A 20560-nucleotide genomic window follows, 5' to 3' on the forward strand; every position below is an offset into this window, starting at 1 on the left:
AGCGCAGTCGAAACTCAGTACAAGTGACCAATGACCAATGACAAATGACAAATAATATGAAAATTGCGATCGCTCAAATTAATCCGACTATCGGTGATTTGCTTTTAAATGCCCAAAAAATCCTGGAGGCGGCACAACGAGCAGCATCTAGCGGTGCGCGTTTGTTGTTGACCCCAGAACTTTCTCTGTGTGGCTATCCACCAAGAGATTTATTACTAAATCCTAGTTTTGTGGAAGCGATGGGCATCACTTTACAAAATTTGGCTCAGGATTTACCACCAAATTTAGCTGTGTTGGTAGGAACTGTTGAACCTAATATCAAAGCAGATATTAGTGGCGGTAAAAGTTTATTTAACAGCATAGCTTTATTAGAGAATGGCAAAGTCAAGCAAGTTTTTCACAAGCGACTTTTACCTACTTACGATGTCTTTGATGAACGCCGCTATTTTGAAGAAGGCTTACAAGCTAATTATTTCACTCTCGATAATATCCATATTGGCGTAACTATTTGCGAAGATTTATGGAACGATGAGGAATTCTGGGGCAAACGTACTTATGCAGTAAATCCGATTGCTGACTTAGCAATTTTGGGTGTAGATTTGACTGTAAATTTGTCTGCTTCGCCCTACACGGCTGGTAAGCAGCAGTTTCGTGAAATCATGCTCAGGCATAGTGCAATACGTTTTCAACAACCAATGATTTACGCTAATCAGGTTGGCGGAAATGACGATCTAATTTTTGATGGACATAGTTTTGCCTTAAATCGTCAAGGTGAAATTATGTGTCGCGCCCGTGGTTTTGACACTGATTTAGTAGTAGTAGAATTTGATGAAACGTTGCGTGATTTGCAGTTGGGTTCTGTAGAACCAATGTATGAATCGGAAGATGAAGAAATTTGGCAAGCTTTGGTTTTGGGAGTGCGAGATTACGCTCGTAAGTGCCGCTTTTCTAAAGTAGTGTTGGGTTTAAGTGGCGGAATTGACTCGGCAATAGTAGCTGCGATCGCCACGGCTGCACTTGGTAAAGAAAATGTCCTCGGTGTTCTCATGCCTTCCCCTTACAGTTCTGAGCATTCCATCAGTGATGCTGAAGCATTAGCCGAAAATTTGGGGATTAAGACTCATCTTTTACCAATTGGCGAGTTAATGCAAGGCTTCGATCGCACTTTAGATGATTTGTTTGCGGGTACGGAGTTTGGACTGGCTGAAGAGAATATCCAATCACGGATTCGCGGTAATTTATTAATGGCGATCGCTAATAAATTTGGCTATCTGCTTTTATCTACCGGTAACAAGTCAGAAATGGCAGTTGGTTACTGTACACTCTACGGCGATATGAATGGCGGGTTAGCAGTAATTGCAGATGTTCCTAAAACTCGTGTGTATTCACTTTGCCATTGGTTAAATCGCAATAATGAAATTATCCCGAAAAACGTTTTGACTAAAGCACCCAGCGCCGAACTCAAACCAGGCCAAGTCGATCAAGACTCTCTACCGCCTTACGAAATTTTGGACGATATTTTGCAACGCCTGATTCACAACCACCAATCAGCAACACAAATTGTTGCAGCCGGTCACGATCCGGTAATTGTAAACCGAGTAATTCAAATGGTGGCGCGGGCTGAATTTAAACGGCGACAAGCACCCCCCGGCTTAAAAATCACCGATCGCGCCTTTGGAACCGGTTGGCGAATGCCAATTGCTAGTAACTGGGTTGGTATCAAAAATGCTTACCAGACTAAAACCACAGCTACACCTAACCTTAGTTTGTTGTGATGGACAAAATGCTCATCCGCGTTGTCTAGGTGCGGATAAGCATTACCATTGAAACTAAATTATCAAAGAAAATTATGTTAAATGAAGCAAATTTTGAACAACGTTTAGCGACTCTTGAACAAACAGTTGCAGATATCAAACATCGAGTCATTGATGCGCCTACCTCTAGTAATTGGCTGGAAAAGGTTATTGGCTCAATCTCTGATGAACCAGCATTTTTGGAAGCTTTAGAGTATGGTCGGTCATTACGCCACGCTGACATATTTACAGAAGAGACTGGCGAGCAACTGTGAGATATCTATTGGACACTGACCATATCAGTTTTCTTCAAAGACGTTCAGGAACAGAGTTTTTAACATTAGCTGCTCATATTGCCCAGTATCAGGCTACAGATTTCGCTTTTTCTATTGTTAGTTTCCATGAGCAAGTAATTGGCGCTCATACCTTTATTACTCGTTCCCAAACACCTGCTAATGTAGTTCGGGGATATACTCTGCTAATGGAAATCATTCGGGGGTTTTCAGCAGCACCAATTTTACCATTCGATGCTGGAGCAGTAGCCATATTTGAAGATTTACGAGCGCAAAGAGTTCGCATCGCCACGATGGATTTAAGAATAGCTTCGATTGCACTTTCACGAAGCTTAGTGTTATTGACTCGTAACACTAGCGACTTTAGCAAAGTTCCAAACTTGATGACTGGGTGAACGAAAAAAGGTGTGGGGAACACTGCACAAATTTAGATGAGTTGCGGCAAAAGCTAAAACATGTTCTTGATTCCATTTCTCCGGAAGCGATCGCTTCGATTTGTGGATGGAATTACATCACCTCCGCTTTATTAAGTGCAACTTCATAGAGAATTGGTATTACCCGTTATGATTCAAAAATCTGGCGAAGGTGTTGTACTATTAAATTAGCGAAAGGAAGAGTGCATAAAATATACTAAATTTTTAACCAAATATGAGTGAGCAGGAACCACCTCAAAAAGTTACAGATTCAAGCAGTCGGAAAATTGAGCCGACTGTTATGAATACTTTAATTACAGTATCAGGTACTATCATCGTGTGTATTATCACTAGTGTAGTTGCGCCACTTGTGATAAAACAGTTATCTTCTCCTTCACAACTAGCCTCTTCTAATGATCAGAAAGATTTGACTCCTGACGTTTCTTCTAAATCAAACACTCTTTGGTCAGATCAATTTTTAAAACCAAATGGTAGACATTTACTTTCAAGCAATGGTAAATATGGTTTATTCTGCCAAGATGATGGAAATCTTGTACTTCACAAAACTTCAGATAGCGCAACTATTTGGGAATCACATACTGCTGGCAAAGTCGTAACAGAGTGCTATATGCAAGCGGATGGAAACTTTGTTGTCAATGGTTCCGATAAGAAACCACTTTGGGCTTCCAATACTGATAATCATCCTGGTGCTTATCTCAGAGTGGACAATGATGGACACGTGCGTATTTACAAATCGAATGACTCAATTTTATGGGAGAGTTAGCGCATTTAATTTTGATGACACAGGATTGGACTGTGTAAGCTTCAAAGTGAATTAAAGAGCCGAAAATTTACTTTCAACCTTCACCATTCCACCTCTGAACTTGAAGATTGCACCTTTTAACCCCAATTGTTGAGTTAAAAGAGCGTTGGCGCAGCCCGCCGCAGGCATCGCTTGACCTTTAAGCCTCGAAATTGCACCTTTTATCCTCGAAGTTGCACTTTTTACTCTCGAAGTTGCGCCTTTTATAGCCGTAGTCACATAGATTAGGACATTTAGAAACCGTGAATGCTAGAGTTAGCAATAGTTTTACCTCCTGTCTCCTGCCCTCTGCCTCCTGCCTCCTGCTATATCTTCAAAGTTGCGCTTTTTATCCTCGAAGTTGCACCTTTAACCCCGATCGTTCTACTTTTGAACTTAAAACTTGCACCTTAGAACATAAATTGTCTAGTTAAAAAGGTGTAAGTTTAGCTTGTCGGAGACATTGCTCAACCTCTAAGCTTAATCAATAGGTTATTTTTACTCATCTAAACGCTGTGGGATCGCATTCAGCAATGACTCAAAGTCTGATTCGCTGTGAATATTAGGAGTGAGCGTGTTCATACAGCAGATTGCGGGTAAGTGTAGTACACACTATTCGTCTTAAAGCTAGACATAAAGGCTATTTTACTTCTAAATTCTGACTCTTTAAGGGACTTCCAAGAAATAAATTATCCAATTTCACGCCCATCAAAACGACTTTCTCTCCCCCTGCTCCCTGCCCCCTGCCCTAAAAGCGATGGGATATTTTTTTATTTGGAAGTCCTTAATTCTGAATTCTGCTGTATCTTTTAGCAGGTTGGTGAGTTTGGCGATCGCCCCTACGAAATCGTTCACCATTCAACCTCTGAACTCGAACCATATTCCCGAAAAAAATTTAATATATGTCGTCAATAAATAGTTTTTTCTTCAGTGTAATATCTGTGAATTTTTGTGTGCTTAATCATAAATTAATAGTAAAAATTGTGACATCATATTTTAGTTAAGAGTATAGTTTCAAACAACATCAATTAAAAAAATGATGTTTATACTTAGAACTCAGTAAATGAAAGCAGGTGCATAATGAAACTACAAGATTTCTTGGGAAAAGATGAGAAATGGTCATTTGATGCGATCGCAGAAGATGCAGACTTGGCTCGTCAGATTCAGATATTGTTAATTGGTTTAGGTTTGCTGGAACCTCCAGCCGATGGTAAATTTGGCCCTGTTTCTGTGATATCTCTCAAAAAATTTCAAGAATTAACCAAGACTGAAGAGAGTGGTTTTTTAGGAGCAGTCACAGCCAAGAAACTAATTGAAACTAAAATAGACGATCTTCCTCAACCCCCCTTAAAACTAGGCAACGACATCGCCAGTAAGATTGTGAAATATATGTTAGCCAAAGGTTATCAAGTATTTACCAATCCCAAAGAATACAACATTGTTTATGTAGAGGGTATCAATGGAGACTGGACTCTCAACAGTGATACACCTAATGAATTTAACGATCGCCGGATTGTGATTGAAGTAGTAAATGGCGTTCCCAAAATCGTAGATCACTGGGAAGCTACTACAGAACCAGGGAAGTACTACACTTACAATCCGATGAATCCCAAAGGAGCAGCTAGGATTCAGTTTGGACAATACAAAGCTTGGGCTGTGGGTACTCACGGTACAGCCGAGCCTCATGAAGCATTAGTGCAAGTTGGAGATATCACTGTTTGTAGAGATTTCAACCAAGATTTTAAACGGACTGGCGACAAACTTGATACAGGTGATAATTTTTATGTAAATCAACACTACGGCTTTGATTTCCCCAGGAATGATATTCGCCTTGCTAGCGCAGGTTGTTTAGTGGGACGTAGCCGTGAGGGACATAGAGAGTTTATGGCGATTGTTAAACAAGACCGCCGTTATGTCGCTAATCGCAAATATATTTTTTACACTACCGTGATTCCTGGGGATGATTTACTGTAAACGTTTCCAGGATGAGTAATAGTAGGGGCCCACATCTGTGCATTAGTGTCAACTTAAGCGCAAACCCGCTTAAAACCTCGTTTCCAGCCTAGAGGCTGGAAATGCTATTCTATTGCGACTCTGCCGCTAGTCTTGAGGCGAAGCCTCACATAGGCATTCCCAGTCTCCGACTGGGAACGAGATAACGAGACAATCTCTGAAAGCTTGTTCTAGGAAGCCTTCACCTTAAGTTGACACCTATAACATCTGTGCGCCCCTACTTTATCTAACTTTGTTCTTGTGGTTTTCCTATCTGTGCCGTCAATTTCTCTTTATCCTGCCTGCGTTTTTTGGCGTAAAGTTGAATAGTGACAGCCATCAAGATAATCATGGCGAAAATAGCCCAAGCAGCCATATCTGTAGGTAGATTATTCTTAAACACAGCCAACAAAACGATCGCTACTAACATAACTGTAGGCGCTTCATTTAAAGCACGTAATTGCTGACTATTCCAGCGACATTCATCTACTGCTAATTTCTTCATCAGCCGAGCGCAGTAATGATGATAGCCAATTAAAAGCGCCACAAACAGCAGTTTGATATGCAACCAACCCTCTTTTAAAACGTCCGGTTCAGTGGTTAATAAACCGATGGCCATTGCGATCGTCACAAACATTCCTGGGTTAGTGATGATAGAGTAAAGGCGCTTTTCCATAATTTGATACTGATTTTTCAGTATCGTTCGTGCTGGTTCAGGTTCAAGGTTTGCTTCAACGTGATAGATAAAAAGACGTACTAAGTAGAATAAACCAGCAAACCAAACTACAAATCCGACAATATGAAAGGCTTTAAACCATGAATAAGCCATGAATCATAATTTCCTTTACTTGTAATGGTAATAACAAAGTAGTCAGAAGCCAGAATTCAGAATTCAGAATATTGCACCTGAAAAAGGATGGACTTTTAACAAGAAATAACATTTTAATTCTGCCACTCAATCTTCTATTTAGTGGGCTACAATGATGATTTTGCATCCTCTACTAATTAATTCTGACTCCTGAATTTTGACATTCATTTTTATAATATCCATTTTTGCCAAAGCTATAGCAATCCTAAATCTTTCGTAAGACAAAACCAAGGACAAATGACCAATTGACTTAGGACAGTCAACACCAAAATTCTCACAAATCAAATAGGATTGCTATATATTAGACTTCTTGGCATTTGTAGGGAAAAGGGTAAGGGGGAAAGGGAAAAGGAATAAAAAAACCTTTCCCCTTTAACCTTTCCCCTTTTCCCACCTCTTGCAAAAGTTACTTTTGCAAGAGGTCTATTGTCAATGAGCATCTTTACGACGCACAAAGGGTAAAAGGTCTTGCAAAATCGTCTCGTGGTAGTGTTCTTGAGGATAATGTCCGACATTATTAAGTTTTATTAATTCGGTATTTGGTACGGAATTGGCAAAGTTTTCAGCAATATCTACAGATAGCCAAGGGTCAATCATACCCCATTGAATCAGAATTGGTTGTTGCCATTCTTTAAAGCCAGTTTGTATTTCGGTCATGGCTGAATCAAGCTGTAAATTGCGAATACTTGCTAAGAGACTTCGACCAGACGAAGAAGCAGTTAAAAATGGTTTTCGATAAACATCTAAATCCTTATCTCCTATGCGATAACGGCTTCCGCCTTCTAGCGTCCGATCGACTAATAAGGGGTCTTGAGTCATGACTTCACCTGCTAAAGGTAAACCCATTTGTTTAATTTTCCAGGGTAATTTAGCAGCAGTTGAAATTGGTGTATTTAAAATAGCTAAATTGGCAATTTGTTCTGGATGACGCAAAGCATATTGTAGTCCAACAGAACCTAAAAAACCTTGGACAACTAAAGAAAAATGTTCAAGTTCTATGGCTTTAATAAATCCTTCTAAAGCTGTGATAAAAGCATCGGGAGTGTAAGCAAAATCTCGTTTTTCTGGTTTGGAAGAATTGCCGTAACCAATCCAATCTGGAGCGATCGCTCTTGTTCCCTGATTCGCCAAAGCAGGTATAATATGACGCCAACTGTAACTTTGCGAAACTAAGCCGTGTAGCAACAACACAGGCGCTAAGTCACTTCTGCCGATTGGTAAAGATTCCCGATAAAACCATTCCAGTGAATCTACATTGATTTTATGTTCTGTTATTGACACGCTATTTTCCTATATTTGTCATTTGTCATTTGTCATTTGTCATTGGTCATTGGTCATTTGTCATTTGTCATTTGTCATTGGTCATTTGTCATTTGTCATTTGTCATTGGAAAAGAGGAGGCAGGTGGTCACTGAGCGTAGTCGAAGTGAGGCAGAAGTTCTAAAATGTTTGAATTTTGAATTTTGAATTTTGAATTTTGAATTGATTTCTCCCCTGCTCCCTACCCCCTCATCTCCCCACTCCTTGAGGAATAATCATCTCACGAATCGCATAAGCTGTAGCGGGTGCTAGTAAAACGCCGTTGCGATAGTGTCCGGTAGCTAGGAGGACGTTACTAAACCCTGGTAGCTTACCAATAACTGGGGCGGGGCGACCTTCAGGGCGGGGACGTAACCCCGACCAAGTGCGGAGAATAGTTGCTGTAGCTAATTCTGGGCAAAATGCGATCGCTTGTTCTTTAATAGATTCCAGCAGTTCTTGATTTGGCGGTATCTCATCGCCATTGCTGGGAAATTCCACTGTTGCGCCTATCCAATAATCTCCACCGCTCACAGGAACAATATGGACATCGTTACCCGTTATCGCTGGCTGGAAGTCGGGATTTCCTAATGGATGCTCCACACGCATTTGCAATGCTTGCCCAAGTACGGGGCGGATATCAATTATCTGATTTAATTTTGCTGTTAGTGGGGTTGAACCTAACCCTGCTGCAATTACAAACCAATCAGCGATTATTTTTCCTTCTGTAGTGTCAAGTTGATGGCAAAATTCCGGTGTTGAGGTTGGGGCATCTAAAACAGTCACGCCAAATTTGAAAGTTACACCATTTTGCTGGGCAGCTTCAACTAAAGCTAAGGTAAGGGCAGTTGGATCGAGCTGGCGGTCTTGCGGAGAATAGACAGCACCAGTAATTTTTTCATTATTAATTTGAGGACAGATATTCTGGAGTTTAGCCGTGTCCCAAATTTCTAAATTCCAGCCTTGAGAGTGGCGAATTTCTGCTAACTTTTCCCATGCTGACATCCCCTCTAGGGAAGAATCAGACAAAAGCATGAGAATTCCCTGACGATTAAAAGGAATTTTGCGACCTGTTAAAGCTTCTAGTTCCGGAATCAAGGTTTCATAGCGTTGGATGCTAGTTTGCCGCATCTGCCAAGCCTTGCCCTTGATTTTTTGGCTGATTGCGCCCATCAAAACGCCAAGTGCAGCGCCTGTGGAAGCTTGTGCTGGTGGTTGGCGATCGCAAACTGTAATTTTCAGCCCTTTTACTAGACTCAGTTCGTAAGCGATCGCAGCTCCAACTACACCACAACCGATAATAACTACATTCATAACTTGTGTTTCAAGTGAGGAGTTAGAAGTGAGAAGTTAAAAATTCTTAACTCCTAACTCCTAACTCTTAACTCCTAACTCCTAACTTTCTTCTGTTTTCGGAAGCAGCTCGAGGAATTTGTCAATCTCTGCAAAAGCAGCTTGGGATTGATTCAAGGCAACTAGAGGATTGCCAGCACTAGTAGCTTTATCGAGTTTAACCAGGTCGTTAAACAAATCTCGCGTTATTTGACGTGCTTTGGGTTGGTCTTTGGGTAGAAGGTTGGAAGTGACATAAGTCAGATTCAGCCTTGCTTCTGTTATGGGGCCATGTATAAAGTTACGCACATTGATCCAATCACCTCTTTTAATCAAGGTTGTCAACTCTTGTGAGCGATCGCGCACAGCCTGAATTTCAGGAACATAAGCCTGAATTTTTTCAAGTTGTACTGCTGTGTAAGTCGGAGGTGCCACCGCAACACCAGGGCCACCACAACTAATCAGGAATGTGGCCAATAGTACTAGGAAAAATGAAAAAATCGAGCGTTGACGCACCATATATTGAACTTAATTGCTTTTTGGTTTACCGATTAACAGTGTCATTTTAGATCGCTAGCGGAGTTAATCGTTCTTGTCAGCCAAGGATTTTGCAGAAAATCTTGATATTTTTCCAAAGAACAGAGTTTCATCTGCTTTGGAGTAATTTTTAAGTACAATTACTTAATAGGTGTTAGGCAGTCCCAACAAGAAGCGATTTTTTGCTTCTGTTAGTAACGAGGATTGTTAGGAAAATATGATTTAGAGTTGCTAAATCTCAAAGGTCTTGATAAGCTGAAACACCAATAATATAAGCCTTCTGGCGGTTTTTCTGTCTTCACATCCTTGAAGATGCCGACGCAATATAGGAGTGTTTTTTAGTGAACGCAGCTGAACAGGCAACAAACCTTGAACTCGCCAGCAACATTGCCACGGTAGTTAATTTGTTCAAATTCGAGTTTCCTGATGCCAAATCCGATCTCAAACCCTGGAAAAATGACCCGGAAACTAGGGAGTTAGTCGATCCAGATTCTATAGATATTGGCTTTCACTTTCCTGGTATTAGCAAATCTTGGCGAAGTCGCAGTATTTTAATTCAAATCCGATTTTATCAAGATCCCATCAATAATTCCCGGCGTGCGATCGGCGTGGAGGTGGCTGGATTCGATCATCGCGGTGAGGCGTGGCGACTTTCTACGGTAGAAAACTGGAGTGTTGTCGGTGCATCTTCGCCTTCTAGTGAAATCGAGGAAAAGCTCAAGCAGATTTGCCGACAGATTTTAGAAGTTTTTAATAAACCGAGTGAATAAAATCAACAATGACAGCACAACTAGGAGTTGTTGCAATACTTGTCGGGTTTTGGGGAAAAGAGAAGGGGAAAGGGGAAATAAAAAACCTTTAACCTAAACCCAGTAACCTTTTCCCCAAATCCAATTCCGAGTTAAAAATCCATAAAGCGCGCAGGATTTATTCCTAGTATCGGACTTGTTCAACCTGTAATTAGTTCTGCTGCGGTTAAGGCATTGGCCAAAGTTGCTATTACCTATTTTGAAAATATGTATCCTCACAAAATCTACACTTAAAACATAATTCTATAATTACTAAATATCTTCTCAAATTATCTTTAAAGAACTACAAATTTTTGTACGAGAAAAGAATAAATGCATCTGCCAAACTAACCAAGATTTTACCCGCCAGGCTCCCATTGAAAGGTGTTCTGTAGATGATAAAGATAAGTCAGAGCTATGTCGATCGTAGTGTAACCATTTGGCTGGTAAGTGTCCCATCGGTGTCATGGGGGACAATTTAAAAGTTAGTTGCTCATAGTCTAACCAGTTTCCCTCTTTTCGCCAACCAAGGCGATCGCCTAGTCTCTTTTCTGTTTCATAATCTACTTGACCACCCATTTCACTCCAGATAGTTTGCTGAACACTGAAACCGAAATAACCATAACTATATTGTTCCCAAAGTTCATCAATGGTATAGATGTCTTGACAACAAAAGTTATCAATATCTTCCTTATAAACTTCATTCCAATAATTCTTTTCCATGGCTTTTAGCATTAATTTAGCTGTTTCAATGTCAGCTTCTTTCCACTTATGCTGTGAGAGGAGATTTTGCAATTGGCTATAATCAATATCTTTATTACTGAAAAATTCTTTTGTCAATGTAAGATTGTTATCAGTCAGTTCCATCAACCCTGTTTTTTCAACAGTAGATAGAGACACTGTAGAGACAAAATCTACTTCTGCTATGCCTAGCATTTTTCTTTGATCGGTAAGTTGCTTAGATATATAGTTAGATATTAAATCAATACCCTTGTCTAAAAAAACAAAATTTTCGCTCGAATCTAAATTATAGCTTTGCCAATCTAATAGTTTAGCTTCAATAAAAGCATCTTTTAATCTAGTTTTTTTATCATAACTTGTCACCATAAAATCGAGAAAACTTTCAGAAATGACCTTGGCTTCTTCAAGGTTAAATAAATTTGATTGATACTTTAAAATATTATCTCCTAAATTTTTAATATCTCCGACAGTTGCGTAAAAATATTCATCTATTTTTACGAAGTCATCGATTAAAGATTGAAAGGGACTAAAGTAATCTTGTAAAGAATTCTCAAAATTGATTGCTGTCTGGGCAATTTTTGCTATTTCTTGACGAATTTTATAAGCTTTACTTTGATATTCATAAAGCTCTTGATAGGTGTCTAAATCCTCAACTATTTGCTGAACAATTTCTTTTTGTTTTTTTATATCTTCTGCAAGTTTTTTAATTCCTTCACCAAGCAAGCTAATTTTTTCTAACATCAAAAAATAAGCATTGCTTAATAATAAAAATGCTTTAAAGTTTTCTTCTTTATCCCATCTTAGCTCATTAAGTATTTGGGGGTTTTTATAATTTTTTAGCTCTAATTTGCTTCTTTCATCTTCTAAAGTTTTTATTGCTAAATATTTTTGTTTGAATAACTTCTTCAAGTCGTTAGTAAGGTTTAATAAAAAATTGTGATAAGTATCTTTGTAAATTTTTAGAAAATCAATGATATGATTGTAGTCTTCAATAAATAATTGAATTTCATTAAAAATCTCTCCCTGGCTAATTTTTTCTTTTCGCTTAATTATTCCTCCAAGCTGATGATGATATCGAACACCTTCTTTAATTAACCTTTGACGTTCTCTAATTGTTTTTTGAACCGTTTTTACACCGCTATTTTTGAGAATGGGTAATTGATAAGTTCGTTCGTAGATTGAAATAGTTTCGTAAGTAATTAGTTGTCTTTGCTGTTTAGTAAACATGACCTTAATTTTCAAAAATCTTAATAGTTCTTAAGTTCTTACCCATTTCAACACCTTCGGGTCTTTGTCATAGCGATAGGTAAAGCCATCCTTGGTAGTAATGGACTTACCAAGGCTAGCCTTGCTTCTAATAGTGTTAATCTTGGAGTCTGTTAATCTCTGAATTTCTTGATGAGAAAGTCCTACAATTGTGCTAATATCCGTCGATATTTCTGGTTGACTTTGGATGTTATCAGTTAAAACATCTATCGTATTTTTAGTGTTTTCGGGAGAATTAGTGATAATTTTTTTTGCTTTTTGCAGCCGATAATCCTGCACAGTTAAAAGTTGCCAACTGGAGTCTTGTGAAAGTTCCAGAACCCATTGATGATAATTAAACAAACTTTCTCGATGTCCAACACTAATGAACGTTGTTTTTGTCTTTTGTAATTGTTGATATAAATTACCTTCATTATTCAAATCTAAAGCGCTTGTTGCTTCATCTAAAATAGTGAAGCTAGGGTTAGTAACTAATAATCGTGCGAAAGCCAAACGTTGTTGTTCTCCCAGGGACAATATATTTTCCCAAGGAACTTCACTATCAAAACCTTCAACTCGACTTAACAAATTTTGCAGGTTTACTTGTTGCAAAATGTCTTTGAGTTTGGCGTCGGTCAGTTGACGATTTGTATTAGGATATATTAACTGTTCGCGCAAAGTTCCTAAGATGATATAAGGACGTTGGGGTAAGAATAAAACTTCGTCTAAGGGAGGTCGCATTAAACGACCAGTTCCCGCATTCCACAAACCTGCGATCGCTCTCAATAAAGAACTTTTACCTCGACCACTTGGCCCTATAATTAATAAACCTTCGCCTGGTTGAACAGAAAGTGATAAATCTTCAACAATTACCTGTTCATAGTTTGGCGTTTGTAAAGTGACATTTTCAAAAGCAAACTGATTCTCTTCTATTGTTTTAATTGTACTGACATTTTCTGGTTGTTTGCTAACTGCTTCTAATGCATTTGAAAACTCAGATAACCGCTCAACATAACTAGAAAATCGTCCAGAATTTCCAAATTCACTAATCAATGTTGCTAGAGCATTGGCAAACTGATTACAAGCTATACTGGCTTGAACAACTTCTCCGAAATCAGCTTGACCACTCATATATATAGGTGCAAGTACTAAATATGGAAAGATTTGGATAGCAGCCTTATATCCTCCGTCAAAAAATTCTTGATTTCTCTCCCAATTAATCTTGCGCTCGAAATTTTTTAGGAGGTTACTAAATCTTCGTTGAATTATATTAGATTCTTGGTTTTCTCCCTGAAAAAAAGCTATCGATTCCGTGTGATCGCGAACATGAGTTAAACAATAATTGTATTCTGCTTTCACTTCTAGTTCTTGTTGATTAATTTTATTTAATTGTTGAGCTAAGTAAATAGCAATCAAATTACCAATGACTGTGTAAACAACCAGAACAGTGGCGATAAATTGGGAAATTGACCAAAGAATTACTAAGAAAACCGTCATTTCCAGCACTTTTTCTAGACAAATAGCCGAAAAATTCAGAGCATCACTAGTAATAGGTTCAATTTCTTGGGATATTCGTTGATCTGGGTTATCAACATCAGATATAAAATTAATTTTATAATAGGCACGATTGCTCAAATATTTTGATAATATGTGATTATTTAACCATTTATACCAATCAATAGCGATTTTTTGTCTGACAAATTTAGAAAATCCGTTTAAGAGTGTTATGCAAACAAGAGCAGCAGCGAAAATCACTATTGTCTTAATAAAGTTAGGATAATCTTTCTCTTCGATTACATCGGTTATGTAGCGAGTCACGAAGCTATTAAAGGCAGTTACGCCAACCAGCGTGATTATTAATAAAATTAGGAGAATGAGCATCCCCCATGTCCGAATTACGTCTGAAAATACTCTTTCTTTGGACTCTGTTGGATACCAGTAAGGGCCGGCGATCGCTCTTACCTTATCCCAAAATTTATTAAAGGTCGGAGGAGAAGGATCGTTTGAAACTTTGGTTTGCATATTCTAAAATAAACTGAACATTTTTTTAATTGAAAGACAGAAAAATTTAAAAGTAAACAATACAGGATTTGATGTTGAATCTAGATACAAAACTTTGGCAGTTTATGAAAAAAATTAATAATTATCTATTTTTCAAAATAGATAATTAAAAAAATAAAATAATCAACGATCGCTATGCAATGCCAAATTTAGGATACCAAAGAAACTACGTCACTCTTGCTAGAAGCTGTATCAGTAGCCATCGCAACTGCATTACTAACATTAGGAAGTTCATCTTCCACAAACCGTAGGCGAGGGTACAAGTAAGCAAGAGAGGTTTCTAAAATGGTCAAGACTCCCATAATAATCAGTAGAAGTCCCATACCACGACCAGACCCAACACCGATGATTTGTCCGATGCTTCCCGCCAAATAACCATCAGTAGCCATTAAGGGTTCAAAAACCTTCTCAGCTAAAGGTCCAATCGTGATATAGCCTAGAGGTAAAGCAGCCGCTTCAATCGCGCCTTTGATCGCAAAAACTCTACCTTGCACATTAGGTTCTACTTTTTTTTGCATGACAGCTTGCGTGGAACTGGAAATGATTGGTTGTGTCAAAGAGAATAAGAAGATGCTAACAGTGAAGATGACAAGAGAGGGTTGCAAACCGGCGGCGATAATAAACACACCATTTAACAGCATACACCCGTATATTGCATAGATGTTGCGTTCTAGTCCTCCCCAGATACTCACGAGCAAGCCGCCTGCTAGAATAGCAATGCCAAATAGCGAAAGAATAGTTCCCAGAACGCTTACTGAAACGAAATTCAACACTAGCGGAACAGTAATGACATTAATACCTCCCACAAGATAAAGACTGCAAGCTGAGAATAAAATTAGTCCCAGCAGTCCGGGTCGAGCGGTCAAATATGTAAATCCGTAAGTTGCTTCACTGAGAAATGAACTTTTTGCAGTTGTAACAACACTTGTGTTGACTTCGGGGAACCGAACCAGCATCAAGGAGACAACAGCGATAGACACACTGGTTACGTGAAGCAAAATAATCCCTTGGAAATGAACAATGCTTAGTAGAACACCTCCGAGAGTTGGTGCAATGATTATGGAAATGCCATACATCAGACTCATCAGACCGTTAGCACGATTGAGGTGCTGTTTTGGCACAAGTAAGACTGTTGATGCTGTATAAGCTGGCATGTGAAAAGCCATGAAAACAGCAGTAAAGGTATTAGCTAAGTAAATATGCCAGACTTCCAATCGACCCATGACAAATAAAACGCCGATCGCGATCGTTCCCAAACACGCCAAGACATCAGCGAAAATCATCGTCTTTCGGCGATCCCACCTATCTACTAAAGGCCCAGCTATCGGGGAAATTAAGATTAGCGGTAAAGTATTAAACAGGGAGATGAAAGCAAACTGAGTGACTGAGCCAGTGCGATTGTAAACCCAAATGTCTAAGGCAAAAGCAGTGGTACTCGAACCAATTAGGGCAATTAACTGTCCTATCCAAACAACGAGAAACAGCCGCATTTCTCGCAAAGCAGTCAGTTTTGTTTTTTCTATCATCTGTACGTTTGACATCATAATCTGGTATTTTCTAGCTTTTTACTGTTCAAATCTTGGAATTACGAATTACGTTAGCGCCGGCGGCAAGCGACGCAGGAGCGTCATTACGAATTACGAATTACGCACGGCATTGAGAATTATGCTTTTGAAATAGTAAACAAAGGTCACTCAGGCGGCATTCAGGATTCTTAATTAGCAGCTCAAGCAACACTAGAAACTGAGTGACTGCACGGCTAATAGTAGTAGCATCAAACAAATCGATTTTGTAGCACCATTTCCCTTCAACACTTCCTAATGTTGTTTGTTGAAGATAAATATCCCAATCAAATTCTGCTGTATTAGTTTCAATTGACCAGGGATGAACAGTTAAATTTGTCAGTTTTAAATCTGATGGAGGCAAGAAGTTAAACATCACTTGATATAGCAAAGAGTGGCTTGGTTCTCGTTTTGGCTGTAGTGCTTCTACTAACTTCACGAAGGGAATTTGCTGGCGATCGCAGGCTGCTAAAAAACAGCCACGCACCTGATATAGCAACTCACTCAGACTTGGATCGCCACCCAGATATGTACGTATTGGTAGTGTGTTAATAAAGCATCCAATAAGCCCTTTAGTTTCTACTTGCTGGCGATTGGCAAAAGGGACGCCCACGATAATATCTGACTGTCCGGTGTAATAGAACAGCACTATTTTGAAGGCTGTTAATAGAGTTACGAATAGAGTTACATTGTGCTGTTGGCTCAAATGTTTAAGAGCATTTGTTAGGCTTTTAGAAATAATGAAAGTTTGACTTGCACCTTGAAAAGTTCGTACTGGCAAGCGTGGGCGATGCCTACGGCGAGCTTCGCTAACGCTAGGTAACTCTAGTAAAAGTGTACTATTGCCTAGTTGCTGTTTCCAATAGTCAAGCTTAGACACAAAAGCCGGACGAGCAACCCACTGCTGTTGCCAATGAGCAAAGTCAGCATATTGAATGGGTAAATCGGGAAGTGGTGAGGGCTGACCATGACAAAATGCTGCGTATAATTTTGTTAGCTCCTGTAAAAACACACCCACAGACCAACCATCAAAAACCAGATGATGGATAGTTACTATGAGTAAATGCTCGGCATCAGAGAGCCGCAACAGTTTGATGCGTAACAATGGGCTTTGTTCTAAATCGAAAGCCTGGTTTTTTTCCTCAGTTACAAATCTTTGAGCCAAAGCCTTTCGCTCAGTTTTAGATTGAGAAAGTTTTCGCAAATCTATCACTGAAAATGGTAGGATAGGCTCCTGAATAATTTTCTGAACAACTTGTCTATCCGTAATAGTAAAAGTAGTTCGCAGAGTTTCGTGACGACGCACAATTTCTACGAGGCTTTGCGCCAGGGCATTGACGTTGAGTAAACCCGTCAAGCGATAAGCCAGTGGAATATTATAGATGGGAATGCCCGGATTTAATTGAGCTAATATCCAAAACTCAAGCTGAGTCAAAGAGATTGGCAACTCCTTTGTGTTTCGGGGTACTGGTTTGAGAGAAGGAGTCAAGTCATTTTGACAAGAGGGCAAAGAGGCACGAGAAAGAATGATTATTTCTCCCCTGCTCCTACTTCGGCTACGCTCAGTGACCACCTGCTCCTCTGCTCCCCTGCTCCCCCGCTCCCCTGCCTCTTTTTGGCGGTATTCTGAAATCTGCTGCTCTAGCTCAACTACTGTCGGGTAATCAAACAGACAGCTTATGGATAACTCTACTTTGAAAGTTTCTCGCAACCGCGCAATGACTTGCATTGCTGATAAGGAATGCCCACCTAATGCAAAGAAGTTGTCGTGGATACCAACTTTTTCTAGTCCTAAAACATCACTCCAGATTGCTGTCAAAACTTCTTCAGTTGCAGTACGGGGTGGAATCAAGTCTGTAGAAATGTTACGTGTTTCCCGACTCGTAGGTGCTGGTAAAGCACGGCGTTCTATTTTACCACTGGGGGTTAGAGGTACATCCAGCAACTTGACAAAAGCAGAAGGCAACATATATTCGGGTAGCTTTTGTTTGAGGTAACAAAGCAGTTCGCTGGTGTCTAGATGCTGTTTGGGGACAATGTAGGCAACGAGACGCTTGTTTCCTGGTTGGTCAATAGCAAGAACTACTGCTTCTTTTACCTGGGGGTGCGCGGCGAGTACGGTTTCAATTTCCCCCAATTCAATGCGAAAACCCCGCACCTTTACTTGATTGTCAATACGACCGAGAAATTCGATGTTGCCATCAGGTAAATAGCGAGCGCGATCGCCTGTTTTATACAAACGATTCCCATCCTTGTCAATGAATTTCTCAGCAGTCAATTCTGGGGAATTAATATAACTTCTGGCGATCGCCACGCCGCCAATATACAGTTCTCCAACAATTCCAATTGGTAATGGTTGCAGATGGCGATCGAGGATGTAAATTTGCGTGTTGGCAATGGGACGACCAATAGGCGGAAGTGGCGACCAACTGCTTGCCACATCTTTTAAGGTAAAACTTGTTACTACATGGCTCTCCGTTGGGCCATACTGATTTTGTAGCGTACAACCAGGAAGCTCTCTAAAAAAGTTGACTAAAACAGGGGTAATATGTAACTGTTCTCCTGCTGTCATAATCTGACGCAAAGATGCAGGATAGGATTGAGTAATAGAGGCAGCATGGGCTAATTGCTGAAGGGCGACAAAGGGCAAAAATAGTCTTTCCACCTTTGCTTTAGCAATTAACTGTAATAATGCAAACCCATCCTTCTGTACTTCTTCGGCGATTAAAACTAAGGTTCCGCCGCTACACCAGGTAGAGAAAATTTCTTGAAAAGAGACATCGAAACTGATGGAAGCAAATTGCAAAGTTTTGGCACAACTGCAAGCACTTTCGTCCATTTGCCAAGATAAAAGGTTTACCAGAGAACGGTGACTCATGGCTACACCTTTGGGTTTGCCTGTAGAACCAGAAGTATACATGACATAAGCCAAGTTCTCTGGTGTCACTCCACTAACAGGATTCTCCTGACTGTTTTGGCACAAATCCGATGTATCTAAGCAAACTACTGTTAATGGTTGCCCAGATAAGGCAATTGATGAATCTGTCAGCAATACCGACGCTTGAGAATCACTCAACATATAATTTAAGCGTTCTTGGGGCGATCGCGGATCTAAGGGTACGTAAGCACCACCAGCTTTGAGGATTGCCAACAGTCCTATTACCATCGATAAAGAACGCTCAACGCAAATCCCTACCCGCACTTCTGGCCCTACCCCAAGTTTTTGGAGATGGTGTGCTAACTTGTTAGCCTGACAATTTAACTGCTGGTAAGTCAGTTGTTGGGATTGGAATGAAACGGCGACTGCATCCGGTGTTCGTTCTACCTGTTCTTCAAACAACCGAGCGATACATTTGTGAGGATAATCTGTTTGGGTATCATTCCATACTAAAAGTTGTTGCTGCTCGGCAGCAGTTAGCATAGGTATTTCACTCACTGTCTGCTCGATATTAGCGACCATACCCTCTAACAAAGTCACGAGATGCCCCATCATCCGGTTAATCGTTTCCTCGTCAAAGCGGCTACCATCATAAAGAATGCGTAGGGATAACTCTTGTCCCGGTACAGCGATGACTGTGAGCGGATAATTAGTTTGTTCAATGACTCGCCGTTTAGTAATTTGGATGCTTTGACCTGGATTTGAGAAAGACGTATCTTGTGGATAGTTTTCAAACACCACGATGCTTTCAAACAAAGGTAATTCTTGGGTAATTTCACTAATAGCCTGAATTTTGACTAACGGACACCAAGAATACTGCGATCGCTCCACCTGTTGAGTCTGCAATTGCCTCAGCCATTGCCATAAAGGCTTTGCTGTTGGGATTTTCACCCTAACTGGTAGAGTATTAATGAATAGTCCCACCATCGATTCCACCCCCGATAAAGTGGGAGGACGGCCGGACACAGTTGCGCCAAATACTACCTCAGACTCATCAGTGTAGCGGCTGAGTAAAATTGCCCAAGCTGCTTGTACGAAAGTTGAAACTGTTAGATGATATTGCTGTGCTTGGGACTGTAAAGCAGCAGTTATGGGCAACGATAAACAGCAGTGCAGCTCGTGGTAGGTTTTTACTTGTGGAGAATTTTGCACCTCACCCCGATTTAGTAGCAAACGGGTAGGGCTAGTAAATCCTTGGAGTTGTTGCCGCCAAAAAGCTTCTGCTGCTCTCAAATCTTGTTGTTGTAACCAATTTATGTAATTTTGGTAAGGACGAGGAGTATTTAAATATAAATATTTGCCTTTAAGTAAAGCATTGTAAAAAGTAAAAACCTCTTTGCAGAGAATCGGCCAACTCCAGCCATCAATTAGCAGGTGATGAAAGCTCCAGATAAATTCGTAAATATCATTAGCAACTCGAATTAACGTAAAGCGCATAAGTGGAGCTTTGTCAAGAACAAAACCTTGGACTCGATCTGCTTGTAAGAAAGTTTCTAGGCGCTCTTGTTGTTCTTTTGCAGATAAGGAACGCCAATCATAGTTTTGCCAAGGTAACTCTACTTGTTTACATACTACCTGGAGAGGCTTTTGTTGCTTTTCCCAAACCACAAGGGTACGCAAAACTGGGTGACGCTTCACTACTCGCACACAAGCCTGTTGAAGCACTGTAATATCTAGATTTCCAGAGAGCGTGAGACAGAACTGCTCAAGATATACTCCTGATTCTGGCTCATACAAAGTATGAAAAAGCATACCCTCCTGCATAGGAGAAAGAGGGTAAATAGATTCAATATTTTTATTTTTAATTATTTCCAGCTTGCTCATATAAGGCTATTATTTTATTTTTTAAAAGATAGGTACACCTCTTTATCCAATTTTTATTCTTCGCCATATAAT

The 20560-nt window shown here is 39.9% G+C and carries 16 protein-coding genes; 7 read left to right on the forward strand and 9 right to left on the reverse strand.

The features are described 5' to 3' along the window. Positions 1–56: 56 nt before the first annotated feature. The 5 genes from ACR5KR_RS03405 (at position 57) to ACR5KR_RS03425 (ending at position 3283) form a co-directional block, all read left to right on the forward strand. A complete protein-coding gene (locus ACR5KR_RS03405; RefSeq protein ID WP_448270078.1) occupies positions 57–1775 on the forward strand; it encodes an NAD+ synthase in 1719 nt (572 codons plus the stop codon). 74 nt (positions 1776–1849) lie between these two features. Further along, on the forward strand, positions 1850–2068 hold the full coding sequence (locus tag ACR5KR_RS03410) for a transferase hexapeptide repeat containing protein (RefSeq protein ID WP_448265436.1): 219 nt from the start codon (positions 1850–1852) through the stop codon (positions 2066–2068). Continuing rightward, positions 2065–2481: a type II toxin-antitoxin system VapC family toxin gene (locus tag ACR5KR_RS03415; RefSeq protein WP_448265437.1), complete on the forward strand. Its 417-nt coding sequence runs from the start codon at positions 2065–2067 to the stop codon at positions 2479–2481. The genes ACR5KR_RS03410 and ACR5KR_RS03415 overlap by 4 nt, the downstream gene beginning before the upstream one ends. Continuing rightward, positions 2478–2630 (forward strand): hypothetical protein, encoded by a 153-nt coding sequence (locus tag ACR5KR_RS03420; RefSeq protein WP_448265438.1) that lies wholly within the window; start codon positions 2478–2480, stop codon positions 2628–2630. Before ACR5KR_RS03415 ends, ACR5KR_RS03420 begins: the two co-directional genes overlap by 4 nt. A gap of 104 nt (positions 2631–2734) precedes the next feature. Next, a complete protein-coding gene (locus ACR5KR_RS03425; protein ID WP_448265439.1) occupies positions 2735–3283 on the forward strand; it encodes a hypothetical protein in 549 nt (182 codons plus the stop codon). Positions 3284–3334: 51 nt separating this feature from the next. Here ACR5KR_RS03425 and ACR5KR_RS03430 read toward each other — a convergent pair whose 3' ends face one another. Further along, positions 3335–3541 carry a hypothetical protein gene (locus tag ACR5KR_RS03430; RefSeq protein ID WP_448265440.1) on the reverse strand — a complete coding sequence of 69 codons (207 nt, stop codon included), beginning with the start codon at positions 3539–3541 and terminating at the stop codon, positions 3335–3337. A gap of 840 nt (positions 3542–4381) precedes the next feature. Here ACR5KR_RS03430 and ACR5KR_RS03435 point away from each other — a divergent pair. After that, on the forward strand, positions 4382–5275 hold the full coding sequence (locus ACR5KR_RS03435; protein ID WP_445627767.1) for a peptidoglycan-binding protein: 894 nt from the start codon (positions 4382–4384) through the stop codon (positions 5273–5275). Positions 5276–5540: 265 nt separating this feature from the next. Here ACR5KR_RS03435 and hemJ read toward each other — a convergent pair whose 3' ends face one another. From hemJ to psbQ, 4 genes are all read right to left on the reverse strand, one after another. Continuing rightward, positions 5541–6122: a protoporphyrinogen oxidase HemJ gene (hemJ, locus tag ACR5KR_RS03440; protein ID WP_448265441.1), complete on the reverse strand. Its 582-nt coding sequence runs from the start codon at positions 6120–6122 to the stop codon at positions 5541–5543. 468 nt (positions 6123–6590) lie between these two features. Beyond that, positions 6591–7442, reverse strand: coding sequence for an alpha/beta fold hydrolase (locus ACR5KR_RS03445; RefSeq protein WP_448265442.1), 852 nt, complete (start codon positions 7440–7442; stop codon positions 6591–6593). Between the two features lie 228 nt (positions 7443–7670). Then, complete coding sequence (locus ACR5KR_RS03450) at positions 7671–8774, reverse strand: NAD(P)/FAD-dependent oxidoreductase (protein WP_448265443.1); 1104 nt, start codon at positions 8772–8774, stop codon at positions 7671–7673. Positions 8775–8855: 81 nt separating this feature from the next. Further along, entirely contained in the window at positions 8856–9311 is a 456-nt protein-coding gene (psbQ, locus tag ACR5KR_RS03455; RefSeq protein ID WP_448265444.1) for a photosystem II protein PsbQ, read from the reverse strand. Positions 9312–9670: 359 nt separating this feature from the next. Here psbQ and ACR5KR_RS03460 point away from each other — a divergent pair, with 359 nt between their 5' ends. After that, positions 9671–10099, forward strand: coding sequence for a hypothetical protein (locus tag ACR5KR_RS03460; RefSeq protein WP_292777668.1), 429 nt, complete (start codon positions 9671–9673; stop codon positions 10097–10099). 303 nt (positions 10100–10402) lie between these two features. On the opposite strand, the gene ACR5KR_RS03465 is transcribed toward ACR5KR_RS03460, so the two are convergent. The 4 genes from ACR5KR_RS03465 to ACR5KR_RS03480 all read right to left on the reverse strand — a co-directional run bounded on the left by ACR5KR_RS03465 (position 10403) and on the right by ACR5KR_RS03480 (position 20488). Then, entirely contained in the window at positions 10403–12085 is a 1683-nt protein-coding gene (locus ACR5KR_RS03465) for a GUN4 domain-containing protein (RefSeq protein ID WP_448265445.1), read from the reverse strand. 30 nt (positions 12086–12115) lie between these two features. After that, positions 12116–14125, reverse strand: a complete 2010-nt coding sequence (locus ACR5KR_RS03470) for an ABC transporter ATP-binding protein/permease (protein ID WP_448265446.1) — start codon at positions 14123–14125, stop codon at positions 12116–12118. Positions 14126–14313: 188 nt separating this feature from the next. Next, complete coding sequence (locus ACR5KR_RS03475; protein ID WP_448265447.1) at positions 14314–15708, reverse strand: MFS transporter; 1395 nt, start codon at positions 15706–15708, stop codon at positions 14314–14316. A 100-nt stretch (positions 15709–15808) separates the two neighbouring features. Beyond that, complete coding sequence (locus ACR5KR_RS03480) at positions 15809–20488, reverse strand: amino acid adenylation domain-containing protein (RefSeq protein WP_448265448.1); 4680 nt, start codon at positions 20486–20488, stop codon at positions 15809–15811. Positions 20489–20560 lie beyond the last annotated feature (72 nt).

It is taken from the genome of Nostoc sp. DSM 114159 (assembly GCF_053470285.1).